At 66.6% G+C, this 22034-nt stretch carries 22 protein-coding genes and 1 pseudogene; 11 read left to right on the top strand and 12 right to left on the bottom strand.

What is annotated here, in order from left to right; genetic code table 11:
- Positions 1-62: 62 nt before the first annotated feature.
- The 10 genes from AC5Y6Y_RS16835 (at position 63) to AC5Y6Y_RS16790 (ending at position 9643) form a co-directional block, all read left to right on the top strand.
- On the top strand, positions 63-548 hold the full coding sequence (locus AC5Y6Y_RS16835; RefSeq protein WP_473138570.1) for a lipoprotein LpqH: 486 nt from the start codon (positions 63-65) through the stop codon (positions 546-548).
- A gap of 77 nt (positions 549-625) precedes the next feature.
- Complete coding sequence (locus tag AC5Y6Y_RS16830; protein WP_473138571.1) at positions 626-2356, top strand: hypothetical protein; 1731 nt, start codon at positions 626-628, stop codon at positions 2354-2356.
- Positions 2349-3716 carry a CHAT domain-containing protein gene (locus AC5Y6Y_RS16825; RefSeq protein WP_473138572.1) on the top strand — a complete coding sequence of 456 codons (1368 nt, stop codon included), beginning with the start codon at positions 2349-2351 and terminating at the stop codon, positions 3714-3716. The genes AC5Y6Y_RS16830 and AC5Y6Y_RS16825 overlap by 8 nt, the downstream gene beginning before the upstream one ends.
- A gap of 123 nt (positions 3717-3839) precedes the next feature.
- Complete coding sequence (locus tag AC5Y6Y_RS16820) at positions 3840-5174, top strand: hypothetical protein (protein ID WP_463826038.1); 1335 nt, start codon at positions 3840-3842, stop codon at positions 5172-5174.
- Positions 5171-6253 carry a hypothetical protein gene (locus AC5Y6Y_RS16815; RefSeq protein ID WP_473138573.1) on the top strand — a complete coding sequence of 361 codons (1083 nt, stop codon included), beginning with the start codon at positions 5171-5173 and terminating at the stop codon, positions 6251-6253. The genes AC5Y6Y_RS16820 and AC5Y6Y_RS16815 overlap by 4 nt, the downstream gene beginning before the upstream one ends.
- Before the next feature lie 28 nt (positions 6254-6281).
- A complete protein-coding gene (locus AC5Y6Y_RS16810) occupies positions 6282-7343 on the top strand; it encodes an NAD(P)H-dependent amine dehydrogenase family protein (RefSeq protein WP_473138574.1) in 1062 nt (353 codons plus the stop codon).
- A 34-nt stretch (positions 7344-7377) separates the two neighbouring features.
- A complete protein-coding gene (locus AC5Y6Y_RS16805) occupies positions 7378-7617 on the top strand; it encodes a CsbD family protein (RefSeq protein ID WP_473138575.1) in 240 nt (79 codons plus the stop codon).
- Between the two features lie 36 nt (positions 7618-7653).
- A complete protein-coding gene (locus AC5Y6Y_RS16800; RefSeq protein ID WP_463826042.1) occupies positions 7654-7827 on the top strand; it encodes a CsbD family protein in 174 nt (57 codons plus the stop codon).
- A 115-nt stretch (positions 7828-7942) separates the two neighbouring features.
- Complete coding sequence (locus tag AC5Y6Y_RS16795) at positions 7943-8650, top strand: cutinase family protein (protein WP_463826043.1); 708 nt, start codon at positions 7943-7945, stop codon at positions 8648-8650.
- 15 nt (positions 8651-8665) lie between these two features.
- Complete coding sequence (locus AC5Y6Y_RS16790; protein WP_463826044.1) at positions 8666-9643, top strand: NAD-dependent epimerase/dehydratase family protein; 978 nt, start codon at positions 8666-8668, stop codon at positions 9641-9643.
- Position 9644: 1 nt separating this feature from the next.
- On the opposite strand, the gene AC5Y6Y_RS16785 is transcribed toward AC5Y6Y_RS16790, so the two are convergent.
- The 11 genes and pseudogenes from AC5Y6Y_RS16785 to AC5Y6Y_RS16735 form a co-directional block, all read right to left on the bottom strand.
- Positions 9645-9785, bottom strand: coding sequence for a hypothetical protein (locus tag AC5Y6Y_RS16785; RefSeq protein WP_463826045.1), 141 nt, complete (start codon positions 9783-9785; stop codon positions 9645-9647).
- Between the two features lie 27 nt (positions 9786-9812).
- The gene (locus tag AC5Y6Y_RS16780; protein ID WP_463826046.1) at positions 9813-10199 is read right to left on the bottom strand and encodes a PPOX class F420-dependent oxidoreductase; all 387 of its coding nucleotides are present in this window, start codon (positions 10197-10199) and stop codon (positions 9813-9815) included.
- 55 nt (positions 10200-10254) lie between these two features.
- The gene (locus AC5Y6Y_RS16775) at positions 10255-11100 is read right to left on the bottom strand and encodes a TauD/TfdA dioxygenase family protein (protein ID WP_473138576.1); all 846 of its coding nucleotides are present in this window, start codon (positions 11098-11100) and stop codon (positions 10255-10257) included.
- A 26-nt stretch (positions 11101-11126) separates the two neighbouring features.
- Positions 11127-11462 carry a hypothetical protein gene (locus AC5Y6Y_RS16770; RefSeq protein WP_463826048.1) on the bottom strand — a complete coding sequence of 112 codons (336 nt, stop codon included), beginning with the start codon at positions 11460-11462 and terminating at the stop codon, positions 11127-11129.
- A gap of 2 nt (positions 11463-11464) precedes the next feature.
- Complete coding sequence (locus tag AC5Y6Y_RS16765) at positions 11465-12733, bottom strand: aromatic ring-hydroxylating oxygenase subunit alpha (protein ID WP_463826049.1); 1269 nt, start codon at positions 12731-12733, stop codon at positions 11465-11467.
- Positions 12734-12746: 13 nt separating this feature from the next.
- A complete protein-coding gene (locus AC5Y6Y_RS16760; RefSeq protein ID WP_463826050.1) occupies positions 12747-13490 on the bottom strand; it encodes an SDR family NAD(P)-dependent oxidoreductase in 744 nt (247 codons plus the stop codon).
- Positions 13487-13762, bottom strand: a pseudogene (locus tag AC5Y6Y_RS16755) (2Fe-2S iron-sulfur cluster-binding protein); the annotation flags it as partial. The gene AC5Y6Y_RS16760 and the pseudogene AC5Y6Y_RS16755, both read right to left, overlap by 4 nt.
- 98 nt (positions 13763-13860) lie before the next feature.
- Positions 13861-14307, bottom strand: coding sequence for a MarR family winged helix-turn-helix transcriptional regulator (locus tag AC5Y6Y_RS16750; RefSeq protein ID WP_463826415.1), 447 nt, complete (start codon positions 14305-14307; stop codon positions 13861-13863).
- 23 nt (positions 14308-14330) lie between these two features.
- On the bottom strand, positions 14331-15575 hold the full coding sequence (locus AC5Y6Y_RS16745; protein ID WP_463826051.1) for a metal-dependent hydrolase family protein: 1245 nt from the start codon (positions 15573-15575) through the stop codon (positions 14331-14333).
- Complete coding sequence (locus AC5Y6Y_RS16740; protein ID WP_463826052.1) at positions 15572-15907, bottom strand: hypothetical protein; 336 nt, start codon at positions 15905-15907, stop codon at positions 15572-15574. Before AC5Y6Y_RS16740 ends, AC5Y6Y_RS16745 begins: the two co-directional genes overlap by 4 nt.
- Positions 15907-17175, bottom strand: a complete 1269-nt coding sequence (locus tag AC5Y6Y_RS16735) for an aromatic ring-hydroxylating oxygenase subunit alpha (protein WP_473138577.1) — start codon at positions 17173-17175, stop codon at positions 15907-15909. Before AC5Y6Y_RS16735 ends, AC5Y6Y_RS16740 begins: the two co-directional genes overlap by 1 nt.
- A gap of 82 nt (positions 17176-17257) precedes the next feature.
- On the opposite strand from AC5Y6Y_RS16735, the gene AC5Y6Y_RS16730 reads away from it, so the two are divergent.
- Complete coding sequence (locus tag AC5Y6Y_RS16730) at positions 17258-18643, top strand: aldehyde dehydrogenase (protein WP_473138578.1); 1386 nt, start codon at positions 17258-17260, stop codon at positions 18641-18643.
- A 4-nt stretch (positions 18644-18647) separates the two neighbouring features.
- Here the strand turns inward: AC5Y6Y_RS16730 and AC5Y6Y_RS16725 are convergent, their stop codons facing one another.
- The gene (locus AC5Y6Y_RS16725; protein WP_473138579.1) at positions 18648-21992 is read right to left on the bottom strand and encodes a LuxR family transcriptional regulator; all 3345 of its coding nucleotides are present in this window, start codon (positions 21990-21992) and stop codon (positions 18648-18650) included.
- Positions 21993-22034 lie beyond the last annotated feature (42 nt).

The following is a 22034-nucleotide window of genomic DNA, read 5'->3' as shown; positions in this document are numbered from 1 at the left end:
CTGCGGGCTGTACTTCAGCAATGACGACGCCATCGGGGCGGCGCATGACGGAAGGAAGTCCGATGAAACGTGTTATCGCTGCTGCGATTGGCGCCCTTGGCTGCGCTTCGGTGTTGGTGGGCTGCTCCAGCGGCGGCCAGACGGCCACCCCGGCGCCGAACGCGCCGGCGAGTGTGTCCACCGGCGGCGGAAAGACCGAGGTCAAAGTGGCCGGCGCCGACCTTGCCGGCCTGGACCCCGCCTCGGTGACCTGTGTGAAGCAGGCCGGGAAGATCAACATCGGCAGTGGATCCACCGGTGGCCCCCAGCAGGCGCTGGCCGTGGTGATGACCGACGCGAACCCGCCGACCGTGGACTCGTTGGCGCTGGTGGTCGAAGGCAACGCACTGTCGGTGGCCGACAGCATGGGCTCCAAGGTCGGTTCGGCCAAGGTTTCGGTGGACGGCAAGACCTACACCATCACCGGACAGGCGCAGGGTGCCGACCTGAAGAACCCGATGGCCGGCATGATCACCAAGGACTTCAGCATCAAGGTGACCTGCGGCTGATGCGCCGCGGTTCGGCCCGGCGGGCGTGCGACGCACGTCCGCCGTTCCGGGTGGTCAGACGGACTTATGATGCAGCCGTGTCGATCGGTGACGACCTGCAGCGCGCTCGTCATCTGGGGTGCGCCGCCGAGGACGAGGCGGCCCGCGATCTGTTGCTGTCGCTGATGCCGCGGACCGAGCAGGAAGTTCGAGACGACCTGCTACTGGAGGTGTTCGCTCAGCTCGGCGAGATCTACCTGGTCCGCGGCGCGAATGACGGAGTGCGGGAATGTATTCGACGGATTCTGGACCCGTTGGCAATCTACCGTGCAATCCTGGCCGGGACCATGCCGGAGGCCGCGGCGCAGGTGCACATCTCGCACACCGCGATCGCACACATGGTGTGCCGTTACACCCGGCGGGCCCAGTTCCTGCAGACGGGATTGGCTGCGGCACAAGGTGATCACGAGGGGGTCGAAGCAGCGCTGGCTGCCCTGGCCGATTCCGACGACGCCTTTCCCGATCTCGTCGCCGAGCACCGGCAGTTACTCTGCTACGCCCAGCTGCTGTCCGCGACGGCTCTGTGCGACGACGATCTGCACGTCCGGTCGGTACCGCTATGGGAACGGGTGCTCACCTGGCTGGATGGTGCGACGGACGGCGGTGCATACGCCGATCACCTCTGGGTACTGGCAGCCACCGGGTACGGCAGGTTCTGCGTCGAGACCGGACGCCTTGTCGAGGCCGAGCCCTGGTTGTGCCGCGCAGACGCCCGGGCACGGGCACGCGGCTGGGAGCTCGACTGCGCCAGAGCACAATTGGAGCGGGCAGCGGCCAGCTGGTCGGTCGGTGACCATCACACGACCGAGCAATTGGTCTCGGCGGCCTATCCGGTGATCGCCCGCTACGCGCGGGCCCATGAGGTGTCGCGCTGCTGGCTGTACCTGGGCCTGACCCGGCTGTCCGGCGGTGCACTGGAGGCTGCCGACGAATGTTGGGAGCATGCCGAACGGCACTGGCGCGAATTGGGCAAGCCGCTGCATTTACACCGTATTCTGCTGCAGCGCAGCTGGATTGCGATATTCTGGGGACGGTTCGCCCAGGCAGTGGAGCTGATAGCCCAAGCCCGGGAGCTGCTCGACTCCTCGCCACGCAGCAGCTGGCTGCAGTACGCATTGCTCGACAATCAGTTGGGCACCGTGTGGCGTGCAGATGCATTGGCGGATATGGGTTTTGATGCCTATGGAGATCCCGACGAGCCGTTGCGGCACGTCGAGTACCGCCACCTCACCTCACTCGGCGTCCTGCACGGCGAGGGCGGCACCCGGCAGCATCGACGAGCGATGACCAAGCTCGAACAGGCGGCCGACCTCAAAGTGCCCGCGGCACTGGCCGTCGACTCGGTGCGTTATTCGATCGTCGATGCCGATGCGAGATCCCGCTGGGCGAACCATGTCGCGGCACCCGTGCTGGCCGGTGCCTTCGCGGTCGCCTGGGAGTCGGAGAACACCGCGTTGCTCAGCGAGCTCGTCGAATATCACAGTGCGCGTGGTACTTTCCACAGCGACCTGCCAACCCGGCAACCCGGCGAGTGGGAGTCGACGGCCGTGCCACCGGCGGTCACCGGGAGAGCGGACGAGATGGCGACGGCAGCCGCGGGGCCGGTCAGGTCGGGCGGCAGGTCCCTGATCCGGATCGGGCCGTTGCCTCCGTTGCAGATGCAGCCGGACTCGGCGCCGATCCTGGATCGGTATCGCGCGCTGGCGCTGCAGCGGTACGGCCGGCAGGTCACCGCCGCCGAGCCACCGTGGTCGACCTGGCATGACTGACTCGGTGACGCTCATCCTGCGCTACGCCGATCTGGGCGTCGCCACCTATGCGAGCCTGCGGGTGGTCGGCGATCCGTCCAGCACCGTCACCTGGGTGATCGAGGAGCCAATCCTGTTGGCCGCCTTACAGGAACTGGCCGACACATTACCCGAACCGGTCGGTGCCGAGAACCGGCATGACGCGATCGAACGGGCCCTGACCCGAGGTCCGTTCGCGTCGCCTGCGGCCGAACTGACCACCTCTTACATCCTCGGTGCGCTGTTGATCGGAACGGCCGGGTGGCAACTGCTGACGCAGTGCGTGGCCTCGCCGCGGCCCAGGTTGTTCGTCTCACCCAGCACCCGGCTGGCGCGGGTGCCCTGGGGTCAGCTCGCGCTGCCCAAGTCGGGGCCCAGCACCGCAGAACTGGTTCAGGCCCGCCACGGCGCATTCACCGCCAGCGGTCCGACGGCCGCCCACATAGCTTGGCAGCTGGCCGATATCGAGCAGCACACTGATGGCTATCGGCTGATGGAGTTGGTCGACATCCTGTTGGCGGTGCCGCAGCACATTACGCACGCACCTCGCGTCCCCGCGCAATGGCGCGCCCGGCGCGACGGGCCGGCGGTACTGGTCCTGGATCCCCGGGTTCCGGGCCAGCGACCCGACTCGGCCCTCGGATCGGTGCTCGGCAGACCGTCCGAAAAGACTGCGCTGGCCAGGCATTTCGCTGCCCTCAAGCAACACCGCGCGGTGTTGCCCCGCGTCGACACGGCTGTCGAATTGTTCCGCCGTCCAGACGCCGACCGCGACTGGTTGGCGGGACTGCTCGCGCAACAACCAAGCCGGCTCCTCTACGTCGGTCACGCGAGCTCGGCCGACGGCGCAGCTGGGCACGCAGACCGAGCTTCGCTGCACCTGGCATGTACCGCCGCGACCCCCGGAGACGCCGCGGCGATCGGCGACCATCGGCCGTTGACCGCCTCGGATCTGATGGCCCTGCGATTGCCGGTACCACCGCGGGTGGCGCTGCTGGCCTGCGCATCCGGCGGTGACTATCAGTTCGACGAAGCGACCGGTCTGGTGGCGGCGATGATCCTGTGCGGGGCACAGTTGGTGACTGCCACGCTCTGGTCGCTGCCCACCACCGCGGCATACCGACAATTCGGCACGGTCGCCGCCGACCCGACCGATCAGTTCCCGGACCCGATGTCCGACCTGGTCGCTGCCGTCGACGACGCACACGAGGAGGACGCCGCGGGCTGCGCCGTGAACCGCTGGCAGCGCGCCCAGCTGCGGCGCTGGCGAGACGGCGATGTCACCGCCAGTCCGCTGTACTGGGGCGCGCTGGTCACTTTCGCCGTCGACCGGGCACGGTGACCTCAGGTGGGGGCCAATTGCGCTGTCCGCCCTGCGGATACGACCAGCGCCGCGGACCCGACCGGCTACCGAACCCAACTTCGCAGATACCGATATCGTGCCCGGTGCCCCTATTCTGTCGTCATGAGCGCCGATCCGCAGGAGGTAGCGGCTGCCTTCTACAGCGGAAACGATCCCGGCTATCCCCGCCGTGCGGTCATCGATCGGGGCTGGCGCGCAATCGGTTCCGGTGTCGAGGTGCTCAGCAGCGATGATGGCGGGCCGTTGAGCAGGACCGTGAAACGCATCATCGATCCACTAGTGCTTCGGCTGCGGTCCAATCCGCAGTATTCGGCGCCGGTGGTCGCAGCCGGCACCGCGGCGGCCATGCATGACCTGATCGTCGGGAATTCCGTCCAGTTACGCTGCGCCGCAGCCTGGTTCGAGGTGCTCAAGATCGAGCGGCGTCGATTGCGGATCCGCAGCGGCAACGCCCAGGAGCTGTATTTCCCGGTGTGCTTCGAGCTCGCGGTGACCAGAGGCGCACCCGCGCCGCAAGACCGCGAGACCGCTGGTGCGGTGCTGCAGGAGATCCACCGCGGCCGGGACCGCACTGCGGTCGAGGTGCTCAACGATTACATCGCCGATCCGCAGGTCGTCGCTACCTTGGCAGCCCAGCTCCAACGGAGCTGGTGTGATGTGCGGGCGCAGGACGCGGTGCTCGAACCGTTTCTGGCCGAGTTGGCCACCGTGCTCGGGCCGGCCGACAGTCACAACGCGACCACTGCGCGCCAGCGGGTGTGGTCGGCGGTAATAGCCGACACCACGCCATACAACCTGGGTGCCCTGGCCCGCGTCCACGAGGCCGAGCTGCCGTGGTCCATCGTCGAGCTGGGCTTGAGTTCTGTTGCGCCACAACGCCCGCCGGAAATTGCCGGTGGCGCCGACAGCGACCGCCCGCTGGATCGCACGGTGGTGGATCGGGTGCGGTCGACACTGCGGCGCACCCTGGACCGGGACGCCTTGCCCGACATCCCGCTGCTGTGCGCCGAGGAGGTGGACCGGGCGAGCGCGCCCTGGGGTCTGCTGGCTGAGGACAAGCAGGCCACCATGGTGGCCGGCATCGAGGTAGCGGTCGGACTGGCGCCACTGGACCGCACGGTCACCGCCCGCTACGCGCTGGCCGCGCAGATCCAGTCCCGGTTGCGCAAGGAGGCCTACGTCCTGCACGCCCGACGGTATGTGGCCGGGAACGGCCCGATCCACCCGCGCCAGCAACAGATCATCGACGATCTCGCCGCGTTCGCGCAGCCGTATCTGAGCCGTTTGTGGGCACGCCTGCATGGACGCGACGTGTGGCAGGAACCGTGTGCAGACGTCGAGGACGTCCGCGCGTTGCTGGACGGCGTCGCCAGGTCGGTGAGCCTGGATCACCGGCAGCGGATCAAGTCGATGCTGGAATTGCAGGTGGCGGGGTGAGGGTTGTCGACGATCCGCTCGGGCAGCCGGCTCCGCTGGTCGCGGTGCTGGAGGTCAGCGGTGCCGTGTTGTCCTGGCTGGTGGACGAGCCGGCCGCGGACTCGCCCACCGTGACCTTCACCGACGTGGCCCGCGCCGACTGGTTGTGGCGCGTCGTCGGGTCAGCTGGTCACCTCGCGCTGATCGCCGGCACCGGGCCGGTCGAACTCGACGTGGCAGCCGGTTCGATGGAACCACTGCGCCGGCTGGCGATCGGTCATTGGCTGCGGCGCTGGTGGCCGGCCAGTCGGCGTGACGGCATTCCCGGTCTTGATCAGCCCCTGCTCGACGCCGAGGTGGCGCTGCTGACGGTCGGCCTGCAGGACTTTTTCACCGACGACACCCTGGATTCGGACGTCGCCGCCTTGCTGAGTCCGCACGGCGCGGCGCTGACCGCCCACCTGGGCACCGGCGATCCGCGGGTTCGCGAGTTGGTGCGGGCGGGGTCCGAGCTTGCCGACGAGGTCGGCGTCGACGGTGACGGATGGCCGGAACTGGCTGTCGCACTGCAGGATTCGAAGATCACCGGGACTGTTCCGGCCGGACGACGCGACGACTACGCGCTGGCTGCCGGCGCTGACGCGGGTCCGCGGTCCGCCGCCGCGATCGGCCGCGGAGTCGCGTCGATCAACTGGGCCGCGGTGCCGCCGGGCGTGTTCGACGCGGCTGAGGACACCGTCGAGTGGAGTGTGCAGGCAGCGGGTCCGGCGGTTGTCGCCGTCGTCCGAACGGCCGTCCTGGGCCCCGGCCCGGCCACCGACATCGCCGTGCGGGTGAGGTCGGGGAAGGTCAGCGGCGCCGGCGCCCTGGATCCCGGTGGCCGGGCCACTGTTCCCCTGTTCGATGCGCAACAACAGGCGCTGACAGAGTCGGCCGCCTGGAACCAGGACTGGCCCGCGACGTCCGTGGTCGTCGGCGTGCCGGTCAGCGAACCCCGCGACGTACGCGACCGGATCCGCCGCTGGGTGCGGCTGCGACTGGACCAACCACCGCCGGACGCGTTCCTCGCCGAGATCCTGGCGGCTGAAGCCTCTTACTGAGCGCGTCTAACCTGCCTATGCTGAGCGAGTGCCCAACAAATATCGCGTCGTGCAGTGGACCACCGGAAACGTCGGTACCAGCTCGCTACAGTCGATCGCCACCAACCCCCAGTTCGAACTCGTCGGTTGCTATGCCTGGTCGGCGGAGAAGGTCGGCCGTGATGCCGGTGAGTTGGTCGGCATCGACCCGCTCGGCGTGCCGGCCACCAACGACGTCGACGAGCTGCTCGCCCTCAAACCGGACTGCGTGGTCTACAACCCGATGTGGATCGACGTCGACGAGTTGGTTCGCATCTTGTCGGCGGGGGTCAACGTGGTGACGACGGCGTCGTTCATCACCGGACACAACCTGGGCGCCGGGCGGGACCGGATCGTGGAGGCGTGCGAGAAAGGTGGCGCGACGATGTTCGGGTCCGGGGTGAGCCCCGGCTTCGCCGAGCTGTTGGCCATCGTGTCGGCGATGGTGTGCAATCGCGTCGACAAGGTCACCGTCAACGAGGCGGCGGACACCACGTTCTACGACTCCCCGGACACCGAGAGGCCGGTCGGGTTCGGTCAGCCGATCGACAACCCGGAACTGCCGCAAATGGCGGAGAAGGGGACGGCGATCTTCGGCGAGGCGGTCCGGTTGGTCGCCGATGCGCTGGGCGTCGAGCTGGACGAGGTGCGGTGCGTGGCCGAATTCGCCCAGACCACCGAAGATCTCGTGATGGAATCCTGGACCATCCCCGCGGGATGCGTCGCGGGGACTTACATCAGCTGGCGGGGCATCGTCGGCGGCAACACCGTCGTCGACCTCAACGTGCGGTGGCGCAAAGGCCAGACCCTGGAACCGGACTGGCAGATCGACCAGGACGGCTGGGTCATCCAGGTCGACGGCCAGCCGACGGTGACCACCCGAGTCGGCTTCCTGCCGCCGCCGTACTTCCAGGCCACCACGCTGGCCGAGTTCATGGCGATCGGACACATCATGACCGCCATGCCCGCAATCAACGCGATACCGGCGGTGGTGGCCGCCGCGCCCGGCATTGCCACCTACGCCGATCTGCCGTTGACCCTGCCGCGCGGAACGGTGCCGCGCGGCGCCTGAATAATGGCATCGGCCAGCGGGTATGCCTCCCCGCATGGCGAACAACAGATTGAGCAACGCTGCCCAGTACTGGGGCGGCAGGGCTAAAGAAACCGTCGGCAGGCTCACCGGCAACCGGCGCACCGAGTTCGAGGGCATCTTCGACCAGACCAGGGCAAACGTCAAAGACACCGGGTTGCGCGCGCGGGACGCGTTCCGGCGCCAGCAGCGACGGGGGCTGGGCCGCGGGTTTCGAGGTGGGTTTCGGGGCCACCCGCAATCGGGTACCCGCTGACGGTCAACGAAATAACCGACAGGAGCGCTGACGCAGATGAGCACCGAAGACAAAGCAAAGAACAAGATCGAAGACCTGGGCGGCAAGGCCAAGGAAGCTGTCGGTCGTGTCTCGGGCGACCGGGATACCGAAAACGAGGGCCGCGTGGACCAGGCGAAGTCGAGCCTGAAGGACGCCGGCGAGAAGATCAAGGACGCCTTCAAGAAATAAGTCCTCTCCCAAGCTGTCCCGCGCGAAAATCCGCGCGGGACAGCTTGTTTTCTGGCCTGGTTGAGGTGCCGGATTCTGGCTATCCCTGGCTGATCGTCATGGAAAGGTTTCGCATATGTTCGGCACCACTGTGCTACGCCGGGTCGCGGTCGCGATCGGAATCACCGCGCTGGTCGGCGCGTTTGCCCTGCTGTCCGAGCCGGCGCCGGCCGCTTCCGCCGCGCCGTGCCCGGACGTCGAGGTGGTATTCGCCCGCGGCAGTGGTGAGCCCCCTGGCCTCGGCGGAGTGGGCCAATCCTTCGCAGATGCGCTGCAGACCGCGATCGGTGCCAGGTCGCTCGGCATCTACGCGGTCAATTACGCCGCCAGCACCGACTTCAGCAGCAGCGACTTCGCCACGACCGTCATCGACGGTATCCGCGACGCGGGCGGGCACATCCAGTCGATGGCGTCCAGTTGCCCCAACACCAGGGAGGTGCTCGGCGGTTACTCCCAGGGTGCGGCACTGGCCGGCTACGTGACTTCACCGGCCGTCCCGGCCGGCGTACCAGCCTCGGCGGTACCGCAACCGCTGTCGCCGCAGGTCGCGAGTCACGTTGCGGCGGTCGCCCTGTTCGGCACGCCGTCACCGCAGTTCCTGAGCCAGTACGGGGCACCCCAGATCACCATCGGGCCGCTGTATCAGGCCAAGACCATCCAGCTCTGCGCTGACGGGGACAACATCTGTTCGGGCGCTCCCGGCCCGCCGGGATTCGAGCACATTTCCTATTCCGTCAACGGCATGACCAATCAGGCAGCCGAGTTCGCCGCCAGTCACCTGTAACGGCACAATCGCAACATGCGTGTGCTGGTAACTGGCGGGACGGGATTCGTGGGCGGCTGGACCGCCAAGGCCATCGCCGACGCGGGCCACCAGGTCCGGTTCTTCGTCCGTACCCCGGGCAAGCTGGAGACTTCCGTCGGCAAACTGGGCGTCGACGTGTCCGACTACGTCCAGGGCGACATCAAGGACCGCGACTCGGTTCGGGCGGCGCTGACCGGGTGCGACGCCGTCGTGCACAGCGCCGCCCTGGTCGCCACCGACCCGCGCCAGACTCCGCAGATGCTGAGCACGAATATGGACGGCGCCCGCAACGTGCTCGGCCAGGCCGTCCAGCTGGGCCTGGACCCGGTGATCCACGTGTCGAGCTTCACCGCGCTGTTCCACCCCGGGTTGGAGACACTGCGCGCGGACCTGCCGGTGGTAGGCGGCACCGACGGCTACGGAACGTCCAAAGCGCAGGTGGAGATCTATGCGCGCGGCCTGCAGGACGCCGGCGCGCCGGTGAACATCACCTATCCCGGGATGGTGCTGGGCCCACCCGTCGGCGACCAATACGGCGAGGCCGGCGAGGGCGTGCGGGCGGCACTGCAGATGCACGCGATCCCGGGTCGCAGCGCGGCCTGGCTGGTGATCGACGCTCGCGACGTCGCTGCGGTGCATGCCGCGCTGTTGGAACCGGGTCGCGGACCGCGCCGGTACATGGTGGGCGGGCATCGGGTGCCGGTCGGCGACCTGGCGGACATGCTGGGCCAGGCCGCCGATACCACGATGCTCACTGTCCCGGTGCCCGACACCGTGCTGCGGGTCGCCGGCAGGGTGCTCGATCTGGCCGGCCCATACCTGCCGTTCGAGAACCCGGTCACAGCAGCGGGCATGCAGTACTACACGCAGATGCCGCAGTCCGACGACTCGCCCAGCGAAGAGGAACTGGGAGTTTCGTACCGGGATCCGCGTACCACGATCGCCGACACGGTGGCCGCCCTGCGCGGCTAGCTCAGTCGTCCTCGTCGTCTGGGTCGAGCAGCGGCGGCAACGGCGGTGAATTCTTCAACCAGTCTTTGAGCCTCAGCAATCCGTTGATCAGAATCCCGAGGCCCAGCAGCACGGCCGTCACCACGATGATTGCGGTGGTCACGCTCTCTATCGTGCCAGGAATTGCGCGTTACGCGGCGGGCTCGACCTCGAGTCCGACGTGCACCTTGTCGATACCGCCGCGCACCAGCGAGTGCACGTAGAACCACGGGGCGTGATACCAGTACCGCTTGAGCACGGCGTTGTAGACCCGGCGGGTTTCCGATTTCGGCAGCACCCGCGCGACACCTTCGACGGCTTCGCTCTTCGGCTTGCCGAGCGCGCCGCTGCGGGCGATGGTCACCCGGGGGGTGTTGCGAATCCGCTTGACCTTCCACGAGTTGTCATCGGTGATGATCAACAGCTTGTCGCCGTCGGGGACGCCCCAGATTGCCGTGGGCTTGGCGCGGCCGTCTTTGGTGAAGGTGGTCAACAGCAAGTACTTGGACTGGATCACGTCCTTGAATCCCAGAGACATGCCGAGACAATTCCCGCTGATCGAGCTGTCTAACCGTGCTGTCGGCCACATGGCCTCACTGAATCGGTTCGTCACCCAGGACGGTGGTACGCAACATCTCGCGGGGCGAATCCGGGTCGTACGGCGCGGCCCGATGCAAGACGCCGCGGTTGTCCCAGATCACGGTGTCCCCGACCGACCAGTTGTGGCTGTACACCCGCTCGGGCACCGTGGCCCGTTCCAGCAGCTCCGCCAACAGATTTCGGCCCTCATCAAGATCCATACCGACCACATAGTCAGCAGAAGCGCCGAGCACCAACGACTTTCGGCCACTGCGATGCGTCCACACCAACGGGTGTTCGTGGGTGCGCCGGGACCGCCAGCGCGCCAGCTGCTCCGGGGTGGGGTCGGGTGTCACCCGCCGTTGCGAGGCCTCCAGCGAGTGGACCACCCGCAACGCGCCGTAGCGCTGTTTCTCTTCTTCGGTCAAGGCATCATATGCCGCATAGGAATTGGCGAATTCGGTCTCACCGCCCCACTCGGCAACCTGGACGGCCGACAACACGGTGGCCTTCTGTGGGCACTCGTCCCCGGTGGGGGTGCACCCGTCGATGTGCCAGTCGAAGGTCGCCTTCAGGTAGGCGGCTGACGCGTTCTTGGCCGGGTCCAGTGTGATCGGATAGATGCCGGCGACGGGGTGGTGGCCGTCGGACGAGTGGTCGACCTCGCCGAGACGACGGCAGAAGGCCACCTGCGCCTCCGGGTCCAGTCGCAGATCCCGGAAAACCAGAACTCCGTTGTCCTCCAACGCATCCAGGATCGCCTCGGCGCTGGTGTCGTCGGAGGCCAACCGACCCGGGTCCAGGCCGGTGACTTCGGCGCCGACCGATTGGTTGAGCTTGGTGATGGTGAGCAGACTCATGTCGGTGTTCCCCTCGGATTACGTGATCAGGGCGTTGGTTCGCCGGTGCGGACCATCACCGCGTCCGCGGCGTCGGTCGGGGCAGGTTGATGCATGATCTCCACGGCCATGGCGACCATTATCAGCGAATAGATCAGGTGGAGCAGATTCAGCACGTCCTCGGGCAGGTCGTCGAGGGCGAACTTGTCGCAATACTCGATCGCCTCTTCCAGGCGCGGGAAGAACGCGTCGTAGAACTGACGCATCTCGGGCATGGTGCTGGCCAGTCGCTGGTTCCACCGTTCGGTTTCGGTGGCCAGACACCAAATCTTGGCGTAGTCCTCCAGCTCGGCAAATGCACTGGGCAGCAATGGTTCCGGCACGATCACACCCCTGCCGGCGCCGGTGCGATTTCGCGCTGATACGACTCCACCCAGTCCACCACGACCTTGTGCAGATGGCGTACCAGGATCTCCTGGTCATTGAGCGGGAAGTCGTCGACGATCCCGTATTCGAGCGCGGCCTGGGTGCCGCCGAGCATGCCCGCGTCCTGCAACGCGAATTCCTTGAGCACCACCGAGGCGACTTCGTGCTCGATGCGTTCCCGCACCGTGCTCGCCGGAGAGAAGTAGGTGTAGGCCTCGAACCGATGGGTGTTGTAGGAGGTCGGCCAGTACCGGTAGAGCAGATACCAGCCGCCGTAGATCAGGATCTCGGTGTTGGGGAAGATCTGGAAGTTGCTGATCCCCCACGGGTCGATGCCACCCGGGTTCAGACCGGCGGGTAGTTCGCCGATGTCCGGGGTGCGCCAGGGACCGACCAGCCCGCTGCGGGTGGCGCGCTCGATCGGGTACATGTACTCGGGCGGCAGCAGCCAGCGACGCCGCCCCGCCGTCGACACCAGCCGGTGCGGTCCGTCGAGTTGGAAATGACCGCAGGTGAATCCGGCGTTCGGGTCGCGAACCTCCGGGGGCACCTGCTGGGTGTGCAGCGAGGGCACGTGGTAGTACTCCTGGAAGGCGTCGGCGAAAATCTTCCAGTTGCTGTTGTTGTGCGCGACCCACTCGTAGCGTTCGGTCAGCTTGCCGAAGGGGTAGTCGTCGAGGCCGGTGATCATCGGGCCCAGGAATTCGCGCAGGGTCTGTCGCGGTTCGGGGTCGAAGTTGATGAAGACGAACCCGTTCCACACCTCGCAGTGCACCGGGGCCAGACCGTGCTCGGCGGGATCGAGGTCGAAGAACTCCGAGGACTGCTGCACGTATTTCAGCGCACCGTCCAGGCCGTAGCGCCAGCCGTGATACTTGCAGGTGAACTGGCGGCAGGTGCCGCGGGTCGGTTCGTGGGGAAAGTCGTTCCACACCAGCTTGTTTCCGCGGTGCCGACACACGTTGTAGAAAGCTCGGATGACCTCGTCACGACCCTTGACCAGGATGATCGAGACGCGCGCGACCTCGATCTCCTTGGTCAGGTAGCTGCCGATCCGGGGCAGTTCCTCGACGCGGGCCACGTTGAGCCAAGCCCGTTTGAACACGGCTTCGCGTTCCAGCTCGTAGAACTCCGGCGACGTAGAGTCAGCGAAAGAGACTGGGCCGGTGCCCAATTCGGGATAGTGCTCGGTCCAGGAGCCCTCAGCCGGTCTGCCTTCTCGCGTCATCGGTCCACCTCTCTCACATCACCGCTCCGCCATTGACTCCCAACACCTGCCCGGTGATGAACCCGGCTTGTTCTGAACACAGGAATCCGACGGCCGCGGCGATGTCGGCGCCGGCGCCCAGCCGGCCCATAGGGATATTTGCGGCGATCTCCTCGTTGGATTTGAGGTATCCGGCCGCCTGCGCGCGATGCTGCATCGGCGTCTCGATGCCCGACGGCGGAATATTGTTGACGGTGATTCCCTGCGCTGCGTATTCGCGCGCCAACGCTTTGGTGAGCGTGATGACCGCACCCTTGGACGACGCGTAATGCGCGGCGAAGGGAGTGCCCCGCTGGGCGCTGGACGACGAGATCATCACGATGCGGCCCCAGTTGGCGGCCAGCATGTCCGGCAGGGCCACCTGGCAACAGTGGAAGGTGCCGTTGAGGTTGACGTCGACGATCTGGTTCCAGGATTCGGGGGTGATTTCGAGGAACGGTGCCAACCCGAACAGGCCGGCGCTGGTCACCAGGACCGAGACCGGTCCGAGTTCGCTGCGTACCTGGGCGAAGGCCCGCTCGACGGCGGGTCGGTCGGTGACGTCGGCCTGCACCCCGAGGGCGGTGCAGCCTTGTGCCCGTAGGTCTTCGGCGACGCGGTGCGCCGCCTGCTCGTCGATGTCGAGAACGGCGACCCGGTGCCCCAGCCGACCCAGTTCGTGGCAGGTCGCTTCACCCATGCCCGAGGCTCCGCCGGTCACCACCGCCACCCGGCTCACTCGTACACCACCCGCACGGTGGGAGTGGTGGGCAAGGCCTGGCAGGTCAGCACCCAACCTTCGGCCACCTCGTCGTCCTCGAGCGCGTCGTTGTTGATCATCCGGGCGCACCCTTCGGTCAGTTGGGCCATACACGTTCCGCAGGAACCAATTTCGCAGGACGACGGCGGTTGCAACCCGGCCATGCGGGCGGTCTGCAACAAGGTGTCCCCGGCACTGTAGGAGACGGTGGTGGAGCGTCGGTTCAGCTCGATGGTCACCTCTTCGGTGACTGTGCTGTCAGCTACAGCCGGCGTGGGATCAGGCATGATGCTCCCACAATATCAAGTACTTGCGATAGGTATCAAGTACTGAAGACACTGACGGCCGATCAGACGTGGTCTTTGACGAGTTCGTGGCCGGTGCCCTTCTCGACGACGCGGCTCAGCAGGTCACGCAGGGTTTCCTGCTCGTCGCCGGTAAGCACGCCGAACACCTCCTCGTGCGCGGCCACCGCGTCGCTGACCACCGTGGTCACCACGTTTTTCCCCTGGTCGGTGAGGTGGGCCCGCAGGATGCGCTTGTGTTGCGGATCTTGGCGGCGCTCCACCAGTCCGCGGCGTTCCAGCGCGGTCAGCGCGAGCTGCACTCCCTGCGGCGTGATCAACAACCGTCGGGCCAATTCGGCGCCGGACAACCCCGGTTCGTTGAGAAGCTGACGCAGCACACCGATCTGGGCGGTGCTGACGCCGTGCGAACTCACCGCGTCGTTGACGGTGGTGAGCGAGAAGTAGAACGCCTGTTTGAGCAACCACAGCAGGTTCTCGGTGAGCTCCATCGCCGGATCCTGGTCCTGGCCGATCATGTCGGCACCTTGACCAGCTGGCCGTCTTTCATCACGAATGACACCTCCAGGGTGGTAGCGATGTCGCGGGACGGGTCGCCGGGCACCGCGATGATGTCGGCGAGGTAGCCCGGCGCGAGGCGGCCGAGTTCGTGGTCGGCCTCGACGAGTTCGGCGGCCACCACCGTGGCCGACCGGATGGCCTGCATGGGCGTCATGCCGCGCGAGACCAGCGCCCCGAGTTCCTTGGCATTCTGGCCGTGCGGGATGGCTGGTGCGTCAGTGCCGCAGGCGATCCGGACCCCGGCGGCAATCGCCCTGGGCAACATGGCCTTTGCGCGGGGAAAGACTTCTTCGGCCTTCTTGCGCAACTCGGGTGCGATCCGGTCGATCGCCATCGCCTCGGTGAGGTAGGTGGTGGAGACCAGAAAGGTGCCGTGGTCGACCATCATCTGGATCGTGTCGTCGGAGGCCAGGAAGCCGTGCTCGATGCAGTCGATACCGGCTCGGATGCACGCCCGGATCGCACTGTCCCCGACCGCATGCGCGGCCACCCGCACCCCGGCGCGGTGCGCCTCGTCGGCGATCGCGGCGAATTCGGCATCGGAGTACTGCTGGGCACCCGGAGCGGTGCTGTGCGACATCACTCCACCGGAGGCCGAGACCTTGATCAATTTGGCGCCGTGCCGGACTTGGTAACGCACACAAGCGATCACGTCGGGCACGCCGTTGGCGATGCCCTCGGCGATCGAGAGCGGCATGATCCCGGGCGCCAGGCGCTGAAAGACGGTCGGGTCGAGGTGCCCGCCGTAGGGCGTGACGGCGTGGCCGGCCGGATAGATCCGCGGGCCGGCGTGCCACCCCTGCTCGACGGCGCGCTGCAGAGCGACGTCGAGCAGGTAACCGCCTGTCTTGACCATGAGCCCCAGGTTGCGCACCGTGGTGAAGCCGGCTTCCAGCGTGGTGCGCGCGTTGACCGCGGCGCGCAGCGTGCGATAGGCAGGGTCATCCTGGACGCCGTGCATGGGGGCCGGCAAACCCTCCGGGCCGCCGGGACCGCCGATGAACAAGTTCAGTTCCATGTCCATCAGCCCGGGCAACAGCGTCACGTCCCCGAGGTCAATGACCTCAGCCGAATCCGGCAGTGCGCCTTCGGGATTGACGGCCAGGATGCGATTCCCGTCGACCACCACCACTGCGGGTGAGCGGACCTGCCCGGCATCGACGTCGGCCCAGCGCTCGGCCCGCAGGACGGTGATCACGGGTAGGGCTCGGACACGCAGTCCAGGGTGGAGGCACCCGAGTCGGGCACGCGTGGCTGCTTCCAGCACTCCACCGGGAACGACACCATGATCATCGAGTACAGCAGGTGCATCAAGTTCAGGACGTCCTCGGGCAGGTCGTCGAGCGGGAACTTGTCGCAGTAGCTCAACGCCTCTTCGGCGCGCGGGGTGATCGCGTCGTAGAACGCCTTCATCTCGGTCATCGAACTGGCGAGCCGTTTGGCGTAGCGCTGCGGTTCGGTGGGCAGACACCAGTCGACGAAGGGTTCCAGATCGGCGAATTCGACTGGCAGAACCGGGGACTCGTTCATCAGACGCGCACCCCGGCACGCTGTTGGTAGTCCTGGATCCAGGCCGCGGTCTCGGTATGCAGATGCCGGATCAGGATCTCCTGATCACAGAGCAGGAAGTCGTTGATGACGTTGGACTCGATCATCGACTGAGTCGCTTCGAGCGTGTTGGCGTCCTGCAGCCCGTACTCCTTGAACGACACCGCGGCCAGCTCTTGCGCGACCCGCTCGCGCGGGGTGCGCGGCTGCGGAAAATACAGTGTGCCTTCGAAGATGTGGCTGTTGTACGACGTCGGCCAATAGTGGTAGGTCAGATACCACCCCTGACCCCAGAACAGGATGACGAAATTGGGAAACAGCTGGAACGAGTCCAGGCCCCACGGTTCACATTTCGCGGGATTGAGACCGGCTGGCATCTCACCCAGATCCTGCTTGTCCCACGGCCCGAACAGCCCACTCTGGCAGATGTCCTCGATCGGCTTGCGCATTTCTTCGGCCATCTCCCAGGCCCGCACCCCCGAGGTGCTGACCAACCGGTGCGGACCCTCCAGCCGATAATGCGGGGCCTCGAATCCGGCTTCGGCCGCGGCTTTCGAGTACGCGGTGGGCGACTGGTTCGCATGCAATACCGGTGCGTGGTAGAACTCCTGGAACGCATCCATGTAGAGCTTCCAGTTCGCCTTCACCTCTGAGCGGTAGTACCAGCGCGAGGTCATCAAATCGAACGGATAACCTTCCAGCGCCGTCACCATCGGACCCAGGAACTCGCGCAACGACTGTTCGGGCTGTTTGGCGAAGTTGACGAAGATGAAGCCTTCCCAGACCTCGCAGTGCACCGGCACCAGGCCGTACCGACTCTTGTCGAGGTCGAAGAACTCCTCCTCCTGCTGGACGAAAGTCAGGTTCCCGTCCAGGTCGTACCGCCACGCGTGGTACTTACAGGTGAATTGGCGACACACCCCGCGGGTCTCCTCCAGCGGCATGTCATTCCACACCAGCTTGTTACCGCGGTGCCGGCAGACATTATGGAAAGCGTTGATCTCACCGGACGTGTTGCGCACCAGGATGATCGAGGTGTTGGCTACCTTCAGTTCTTTGGTGAAGTAACTGCCCTTACGTGGAAGTTGTTCTACCCGACCGACATTGAGCCAGGCGCGTTTGAAGATTGCGGCGCGCTCCAGGTCGTAGATCTCGGGGCTGATCGAGTCCTCGTAGGACACCGGGCCGGTGCCCAGGTCGGGGTAGTGCTGGGTCCAGCTGCCCTCCGGGGGCTTGGGGAATCGGGGCATAACGGCTCCTGTCCATACTCCGTCGGGCCGACGGTATATGCTCGTCCCGGTAATCGCAAGTAGTTGATACTGGAGGGTCTGGATGGGATCGCAGGTTTTCGAGGTCATCTCCCCGCACACCGAGAAGCCGATCGCCGAGCTGACTGCCGCCGGGGCCGCCGACGTCGACGCCGCCGTGCAGGCAGCGCGGGAGGCCGCCGACGCATGGGGACGCACCGAGCCGTCTCGGCGCATCGCCGCCGTCCGCCGGCTCGCCGAGATCTACCAGGAACGGCGCAAGGAGATGGCCCAAACCATCAGCTCCGAAATCGGCGCTCCCATCACCTTCGCCAAGCGTGCGCAGGTAGGCCTGCCCGCGATGATGATGGGTGCGTTCTGCGACCTGGCCGAGCGTCACCCGTGGGAAGAGGCCCGGGCCGGCTACTTCGGGGCCGACGTGCGCGTCCGCAAGGAACCGGTGGGTGTGGTCGCCGCCATCGTGCCGTGGAACATGCCGCAGTTCCTGATCGTCACCAAACTGGTGCCCGCACTGCTGGCCGGTTGTGCGGTGGTACTCAAGCCGGCACTCGAATCACCCTTGGACGCACTACTTTTGACTGAAATGCTGGGTTCGGTCGACCTACCGCCGGGTGTGGTCAGCGTCGTCCCCGGCGACCGCGAAGTCGGCGAGCTGCTGGTCTCGCACCCCGGTGTGGACAAGGTGTCGTTCACCGGATCCACCGCGGCCGGGCGCGCTGTCGCGGCCGCGTGCGGTGCCAACCTCACCAAGGTCAGCCTCGAACTCGGCGGCAAATCCGCAGCGGTTGTCCTCGACGATGCGGCACCCGACAAGGTCGCCGCCGGAGTGCGATCGGCCAGCCTGGCCAACAGCGGCCAGATCTGCAACGCGTTGACCCGGGTGCTGGTCCCCGAGCACCGCCAGGACGAGTACGTCGACGCGCTTGCGGCCGAGATGAGCGGGCTGCGGGTGGGCGACCCCGACGACCCCGAAACCCAGCTCGGCCCGCTGGTCTCGCAACGCCAGCAGAGCCGCGTGCGCGATTACATCGAGCTTGGCCAACAGGAGGGCGCGCGACTGGTCATCGGCGGTACCGAGATGCCCGACGGCCTCGACACCGGCTGGTACGTCAAACCCACCCTGTTCGCCAATGCCGACAACAGCATGCGCATCGCGCGCGAGGAGATCTTCGGTCCGGTCATCACCGTCATCGGATACCGGGACGAAGACGATGCGGTGGCCATCGCCAACGACTCCGACTACGGCCTGGCCGGCTCGGTCTTCACCGGCGACACCGACCGGGCGCTGGCGATCGCGCGCCGCATCCGCACCGGAACCCTTGGCATCAATCAGGGCTACACCATGGATCCGTTCGCGCCGTTCGGCGGCGTGAAGGGCAGTGGCTACGGGCGGGAGCTGGGCCCGGAGGGCCTGGACGCCTACCTGGAGACCAAGTCCATCGCCATCTGAGCACTCAGGGGTGGCGGGCGGCTTCTTGCACCAGTTGCACCCGGGAGCTCAGGCTCAGCTTCTGGTAGACGTGCGTCAGGTGGGACTGGACCGTGCGGGGTGAGACGAAAAGCCTTGCGGCGATGTCGTTGTTGCCCAGCCCTTCGGTGACCAGTCGCACCACGTCGCGCTCGGTAGGGGTCAGCGAACCCCAGCCACTCGCGGGGCGTTTGCGTTGGCCGCGACCGCGTTGCGCGTAGGAAGTTGCCTCCGCGGGGGACATCGCTGCCCCTTCGGCCCAGGCGGCTTCAAAGTCGTTGTCGCTCATAGCATTGCGCAGCACAGCAACGGAGGCCTCGTAGCCGGCCGCCCAGACCTTCAAGCCCACGATGCCCATCCGCTGCCGAATGCCCGCCGCCGCACCAAAGAGCCGCGCGGATTCAGGGTAGCTGCCGGATTCCGCCGCGACGGTGGCGACGCAATCCAGGGTGTCGGTACCGGTGGCGCCGAAGAAACCGGCTGGCATACATGCCAGCGCGTCTTGGGCGTCGCGCCGCGCCTGCTCTGGCTCACCCTGTGCGATCGCGACGCGGGCACGAGCTGTCAGCGAATACATCTGTACCGCCCAGCCCAGCGTTGTCGCCACCGCCTCGTCGGCCCAGCGCCGCGCCTCGATCAGATCCCCGCTCGCGCATAGAGCCTGCGCTTGGGCGGCTCGAACATGCACGGCCAGGCCCGGCACCGAACTCGCGAACTCCCATGATTTCGTAGCAGCGTCCAGTGCCTGCCGCGCATCACCGGCGGCCAGGCCTGAGTTTGCCAATGCCAAATAGCCGAGACCGGTGAACATCCCGCCCACTTCCGATAAGGCCTCGATGCTCGCCTCCGACGCGGCCCGGGCCGCGTCCACGTCACCTTGCCACGCCAGCGCTGTACCGCAATGAGCCAGGCAGGTCCCTTCCAATAGCCTGAGAGCGTCGCCGGCCTCCGCCCGCGCCTCGGCTATCACCTCCTGCAGTCCGGAAACCGCTCCGGCAACATCGCCTCGGTAGATCCGAACCACACCGAGACACAGCCGGCACTGGCGCGAATTGAATCGGTCACCGATGGCGTCGGCGACATCACGCCCCTCTTCGGCGGCCGCTTCCGCGCCGAATAAATCGCCTGTCGCGATCAGCGAACTGGCGTTCCATGAAAGGATCTGACTGAGCCGCCACTTGTCGTCCAACTGCCGAGCCAGTGATGCCGCTTCGGCGAAATACTCACCCGCCAACACGGCGTTGTAGGCGGCGGTGAAACCGCACGCCGTGAGCACCCTGGCCAACACCGCGGGGTCGTCGGCTTCCCGCGCAAGCCTTAAGGCTTGTTGTGCTTGACCGAGGCAGTCCACGCCCCCGAAAGCTGAATCCAGGAAAGCTTTGTCGGCCAACGCTCGGGCGCGGACGGCAAGAGGCAAACCGGTATCGTCGGCGACGTCGTCGGTGAGGACGGTCTCGAACATCCCCAGTCCTTCCCGAATTCGGCCGCGGCCGATCCACAGCGGTTGCAGGGCGGAAGCCAACGTCAATGCCATTGCGGTGTCGTTGTTTTCGCAACTCCACCCGAACGCGGCACGCATATTGTCGAAGTCCAGTTCGGCCTGCTCGACCTGGTTGTCGTAATTTGTGCCCGCGGGTGCGTCAACCGCGATCGCCACTGAGGTGTAGTGATCGCGGTGGCGCGATCGGACAGCGTCTCCCTCCCCCGACTCACCCAGCTTCTCCAGGGCGTACTGACGGACCGTCTCCAACAACCGATACCGCGTACGGCCTCGGCGGTCGTCCGCGACCACCAGCGACTTGTCGACCAACAACGTGAGCTGATCCAGAACCTGGTAATGCTCCACCTCGTCGAATCCGGTAACCGCTTGCGCCGCGGCGATATCGAAGCCGCCGAGAAACACCGCCAGCCGACGGAACAGGATTCGTTCGGACGCGGTCAGCAACGCGTGTGACCAGTCCACCGATGCGCGCAATGTCTGCTGGCGGCGCACCGCGGTGCGCGCTCCACCGGTCAGCAACCGGAAACGGTCGTGCAGAGTGTCGACGATCTCGGTCAGCGATAAGGCGCGCACCCGAGCCGCGGCCAGTTCGATCGCCAACGGCAATCCGTCGAGGCGGCGGCAGATCTCAGTGACTGCAGCAGCATTCTCGTCGGTGACGGAGAAGTCGGGCCGGGCGCGTTGTGCCCGGTCGACGAACAGGTCGACGGCCTCGTCGGCCAGGGGCAGCGACGGCACCCGCCAGCCCACCTCGCCTGCGACACCGATCGGCTCGCGACTGGTGGCCAGCAACGTCAGGTCAGGGGCGGCACCCGCCAGGCCGACGATCAATTCCGCGCTGGCGTCCAGCAGATGCTCGCAGTTGTCCAGCACCACCAGCATCCGGCGCTCCGCGACGAACCGGAGGAGGGCTTCCATCGTGGATCGACCCGGATGGTCACCGAGTCCGAACACACGCGCCGCGGCGATCGGGACGACCTCCGGATCGGTCAACGGAGCCAGATCCACATACCAGACGCCGTCGATGAACTCGCTCGCCAACCGGGTCGCAATCTCGGCCGCCAACCGGGTTTTGCCTACCCCGCCCGCGCCGGTCAGGGTGACCAGCCGGTTGGCCGCCAGCAGTTCCCGCGCCCGGGTCAGCTCCGCCACGCGACCGACGAAGCTGGTGAGATCCGGTGGAAGGTTATGCACGGCAACGGTTTTCGTGCCCTTTGAAGTCCGCAGCGGCGGAAACTCGTTGACCAGGTCGGGATGGCAAAGCTGCAGTACCCGTTCCGGCCGGGGTAGGTCGCGCAGGGTGTGGCTGCCCAGGTCGGCCAGCCAGGCATCGGCGGGCAGTCGATCAGCCACCAATTCCTCTGCCGCGCCGGACAGCACGGTCTGGCCCCCGTGCGCCAGGTCGCGCAGCCGGGCGGTCCGGTTGATCGTCGGGCCGGCGTAGTTACCCTCGTCGCGCAGTTGAATTTCGCCGACGTGGATGCCGATGCGCAACCGGATGGGAGCCAGGGGCGCGCGTTGCAACTCCAGCGCCGCCGCGACGGCGTCGGACGCACGGGCGAATGCCGCGACGAAGCTGTCGCCTTCACCCTGCTCGACCGGCCGCACCCCTTGATGTGCAGCGACGATCTCGTTGACGGCGTTGTTCAACCGGGTGAGTGCGGTGGTCATCTCCTGGGGCTGGGTCTCCCACAGCCGCGTCGAACCCTCGACATCTGCCAGCAGCAACGACACGATGCCCGTCGGCAACAGCCCGCTCACGCCAACTTTGCTCCAGCTCGCCAGCGGCATATCCAGGTGCGGATCGATCTCGTCCATGCTAGCCAGCATGCGGGGGGCACCGCGCGTAAAACATCGGCGCAAACGCGGAGA

The sequence above is a fragment of the Mycobacterium sp. NGS24 genome, from assembly GCF_059813065.1.
This window is presented reverse-complemented; position numbering and strand designations above follow the sequence as displayed.

Bases quoted from the DNA above. Each gene is read 5' to 3' on its own strand.
- AC5Y6Y_RS16835 (WP_473138570.1), top strand. From the start codon at position 63: ATGAAACGTGTTATCGCTGCTGCGATTGGCGCCCTTGGCTGCGCTTCG.
- AC5Y6Y_RS16825 (WP_473138572.1), top strand. From the start codon at position 2,349: ATGACTGACTCGGTGACGCTCATCCTGCGCTACGCCGATCTGGGCGTC.
- AC5Y6Y_RS16820 (WP_463826038.1), top strand. From the start codon at position 3,840: ATGAGCGCCGATCCGCAGGAGGTAGCGGCTGCCTTCTACAGCGGAAAC.
- AC5Y6Y_RS16805 (WP_473138575.1), top strand. From the start codon at position 7,378: ATGGCGAACAACAGATTGAGCAACGCTGCCCAGTACTGGGGCGGCAGG.
- AC5Y6Y_RS16800 (WP_463826042.1), top strand. From the start codon at position 7,654: ATGAGCACCGAAGACAAAGCAAAGAACAAGATCGAAGACCTGGGCGGC.
- AC5Y6Y_RS16795 (WP_463826043.1), top strand. From the start codon at position 7,943: ATGTTCGGCACCACTGTGCTACGCCGGGTCGCGGTCGCGATCGGAATC.
- AC5Y6Y_RS16790 (WP_463826044.1), top strand. From the start codon at position 8,666: ATGCGTGTGCTGGTAACTGGCGGGACGGGATTCGTGGGCGGCTGGACC.
- AC5Y6Y_RS16780 (WP_463826046.1), bottom strand. From the start codon at position 10,199: ATGTCTCTGGGATTCAAGGACGTGATCCAGTCCAAGTACTTGCTGTTG.
- AC5Y6Y_RS16775 (WP_473138576.1), bottom strand. From the start codon at position 11,100: ATGAGTCTGCTCACCATCACCAAGCTCAACCAATCGGTCGGCGCCGAA.
- AC5Y6Y_RS16765 (WP_463826049.1), bottom strand. From the start codon at position 12,733: ATGACGCGAGAAGGCAGACCGGCTGAGGGCTCCTGGACCGAGCACTAT.
- AC5Y6Y_RS16750 (WP_463826415.1), bottom strand. From the start codon at position 14,307: ATGGAGCTCACCGAGAACCTGCTGTGGTTGCTCAAACAGGCGTTCTAC.
- AC5Y6Y_RS16740 (WP_463826052.1), bottom strand. From the start codon at position 15,907: ATGAACGAGTCCCCGGTTCTGCCAGTCGAATTCGCCGATCTGGAACCC.
- AC5Y6Y_RS16735 (WP_473138577.1), bottom strand. From the start codon at position 17,175: ATGCCCCGATTCCCCAAGCCCCCGGAGGGCAGCTGGACCCAGCACTAC.
- AC5Y6Y_RS16730 (WP_473138578.1), top strand. From the start codon at position 17,258: ATGGGATCGCAGGTTTTCGAGGTCATCTCCCCGCACACCGAGAAGCCG.
- AC5Y6Y_RS16725 (WP_473138579.1), bottom strand. From the start codon at position 21,992: ATGCTGGCTAGCATGGACGAGATCGATCCGCACCTGGATATGCCGCTG.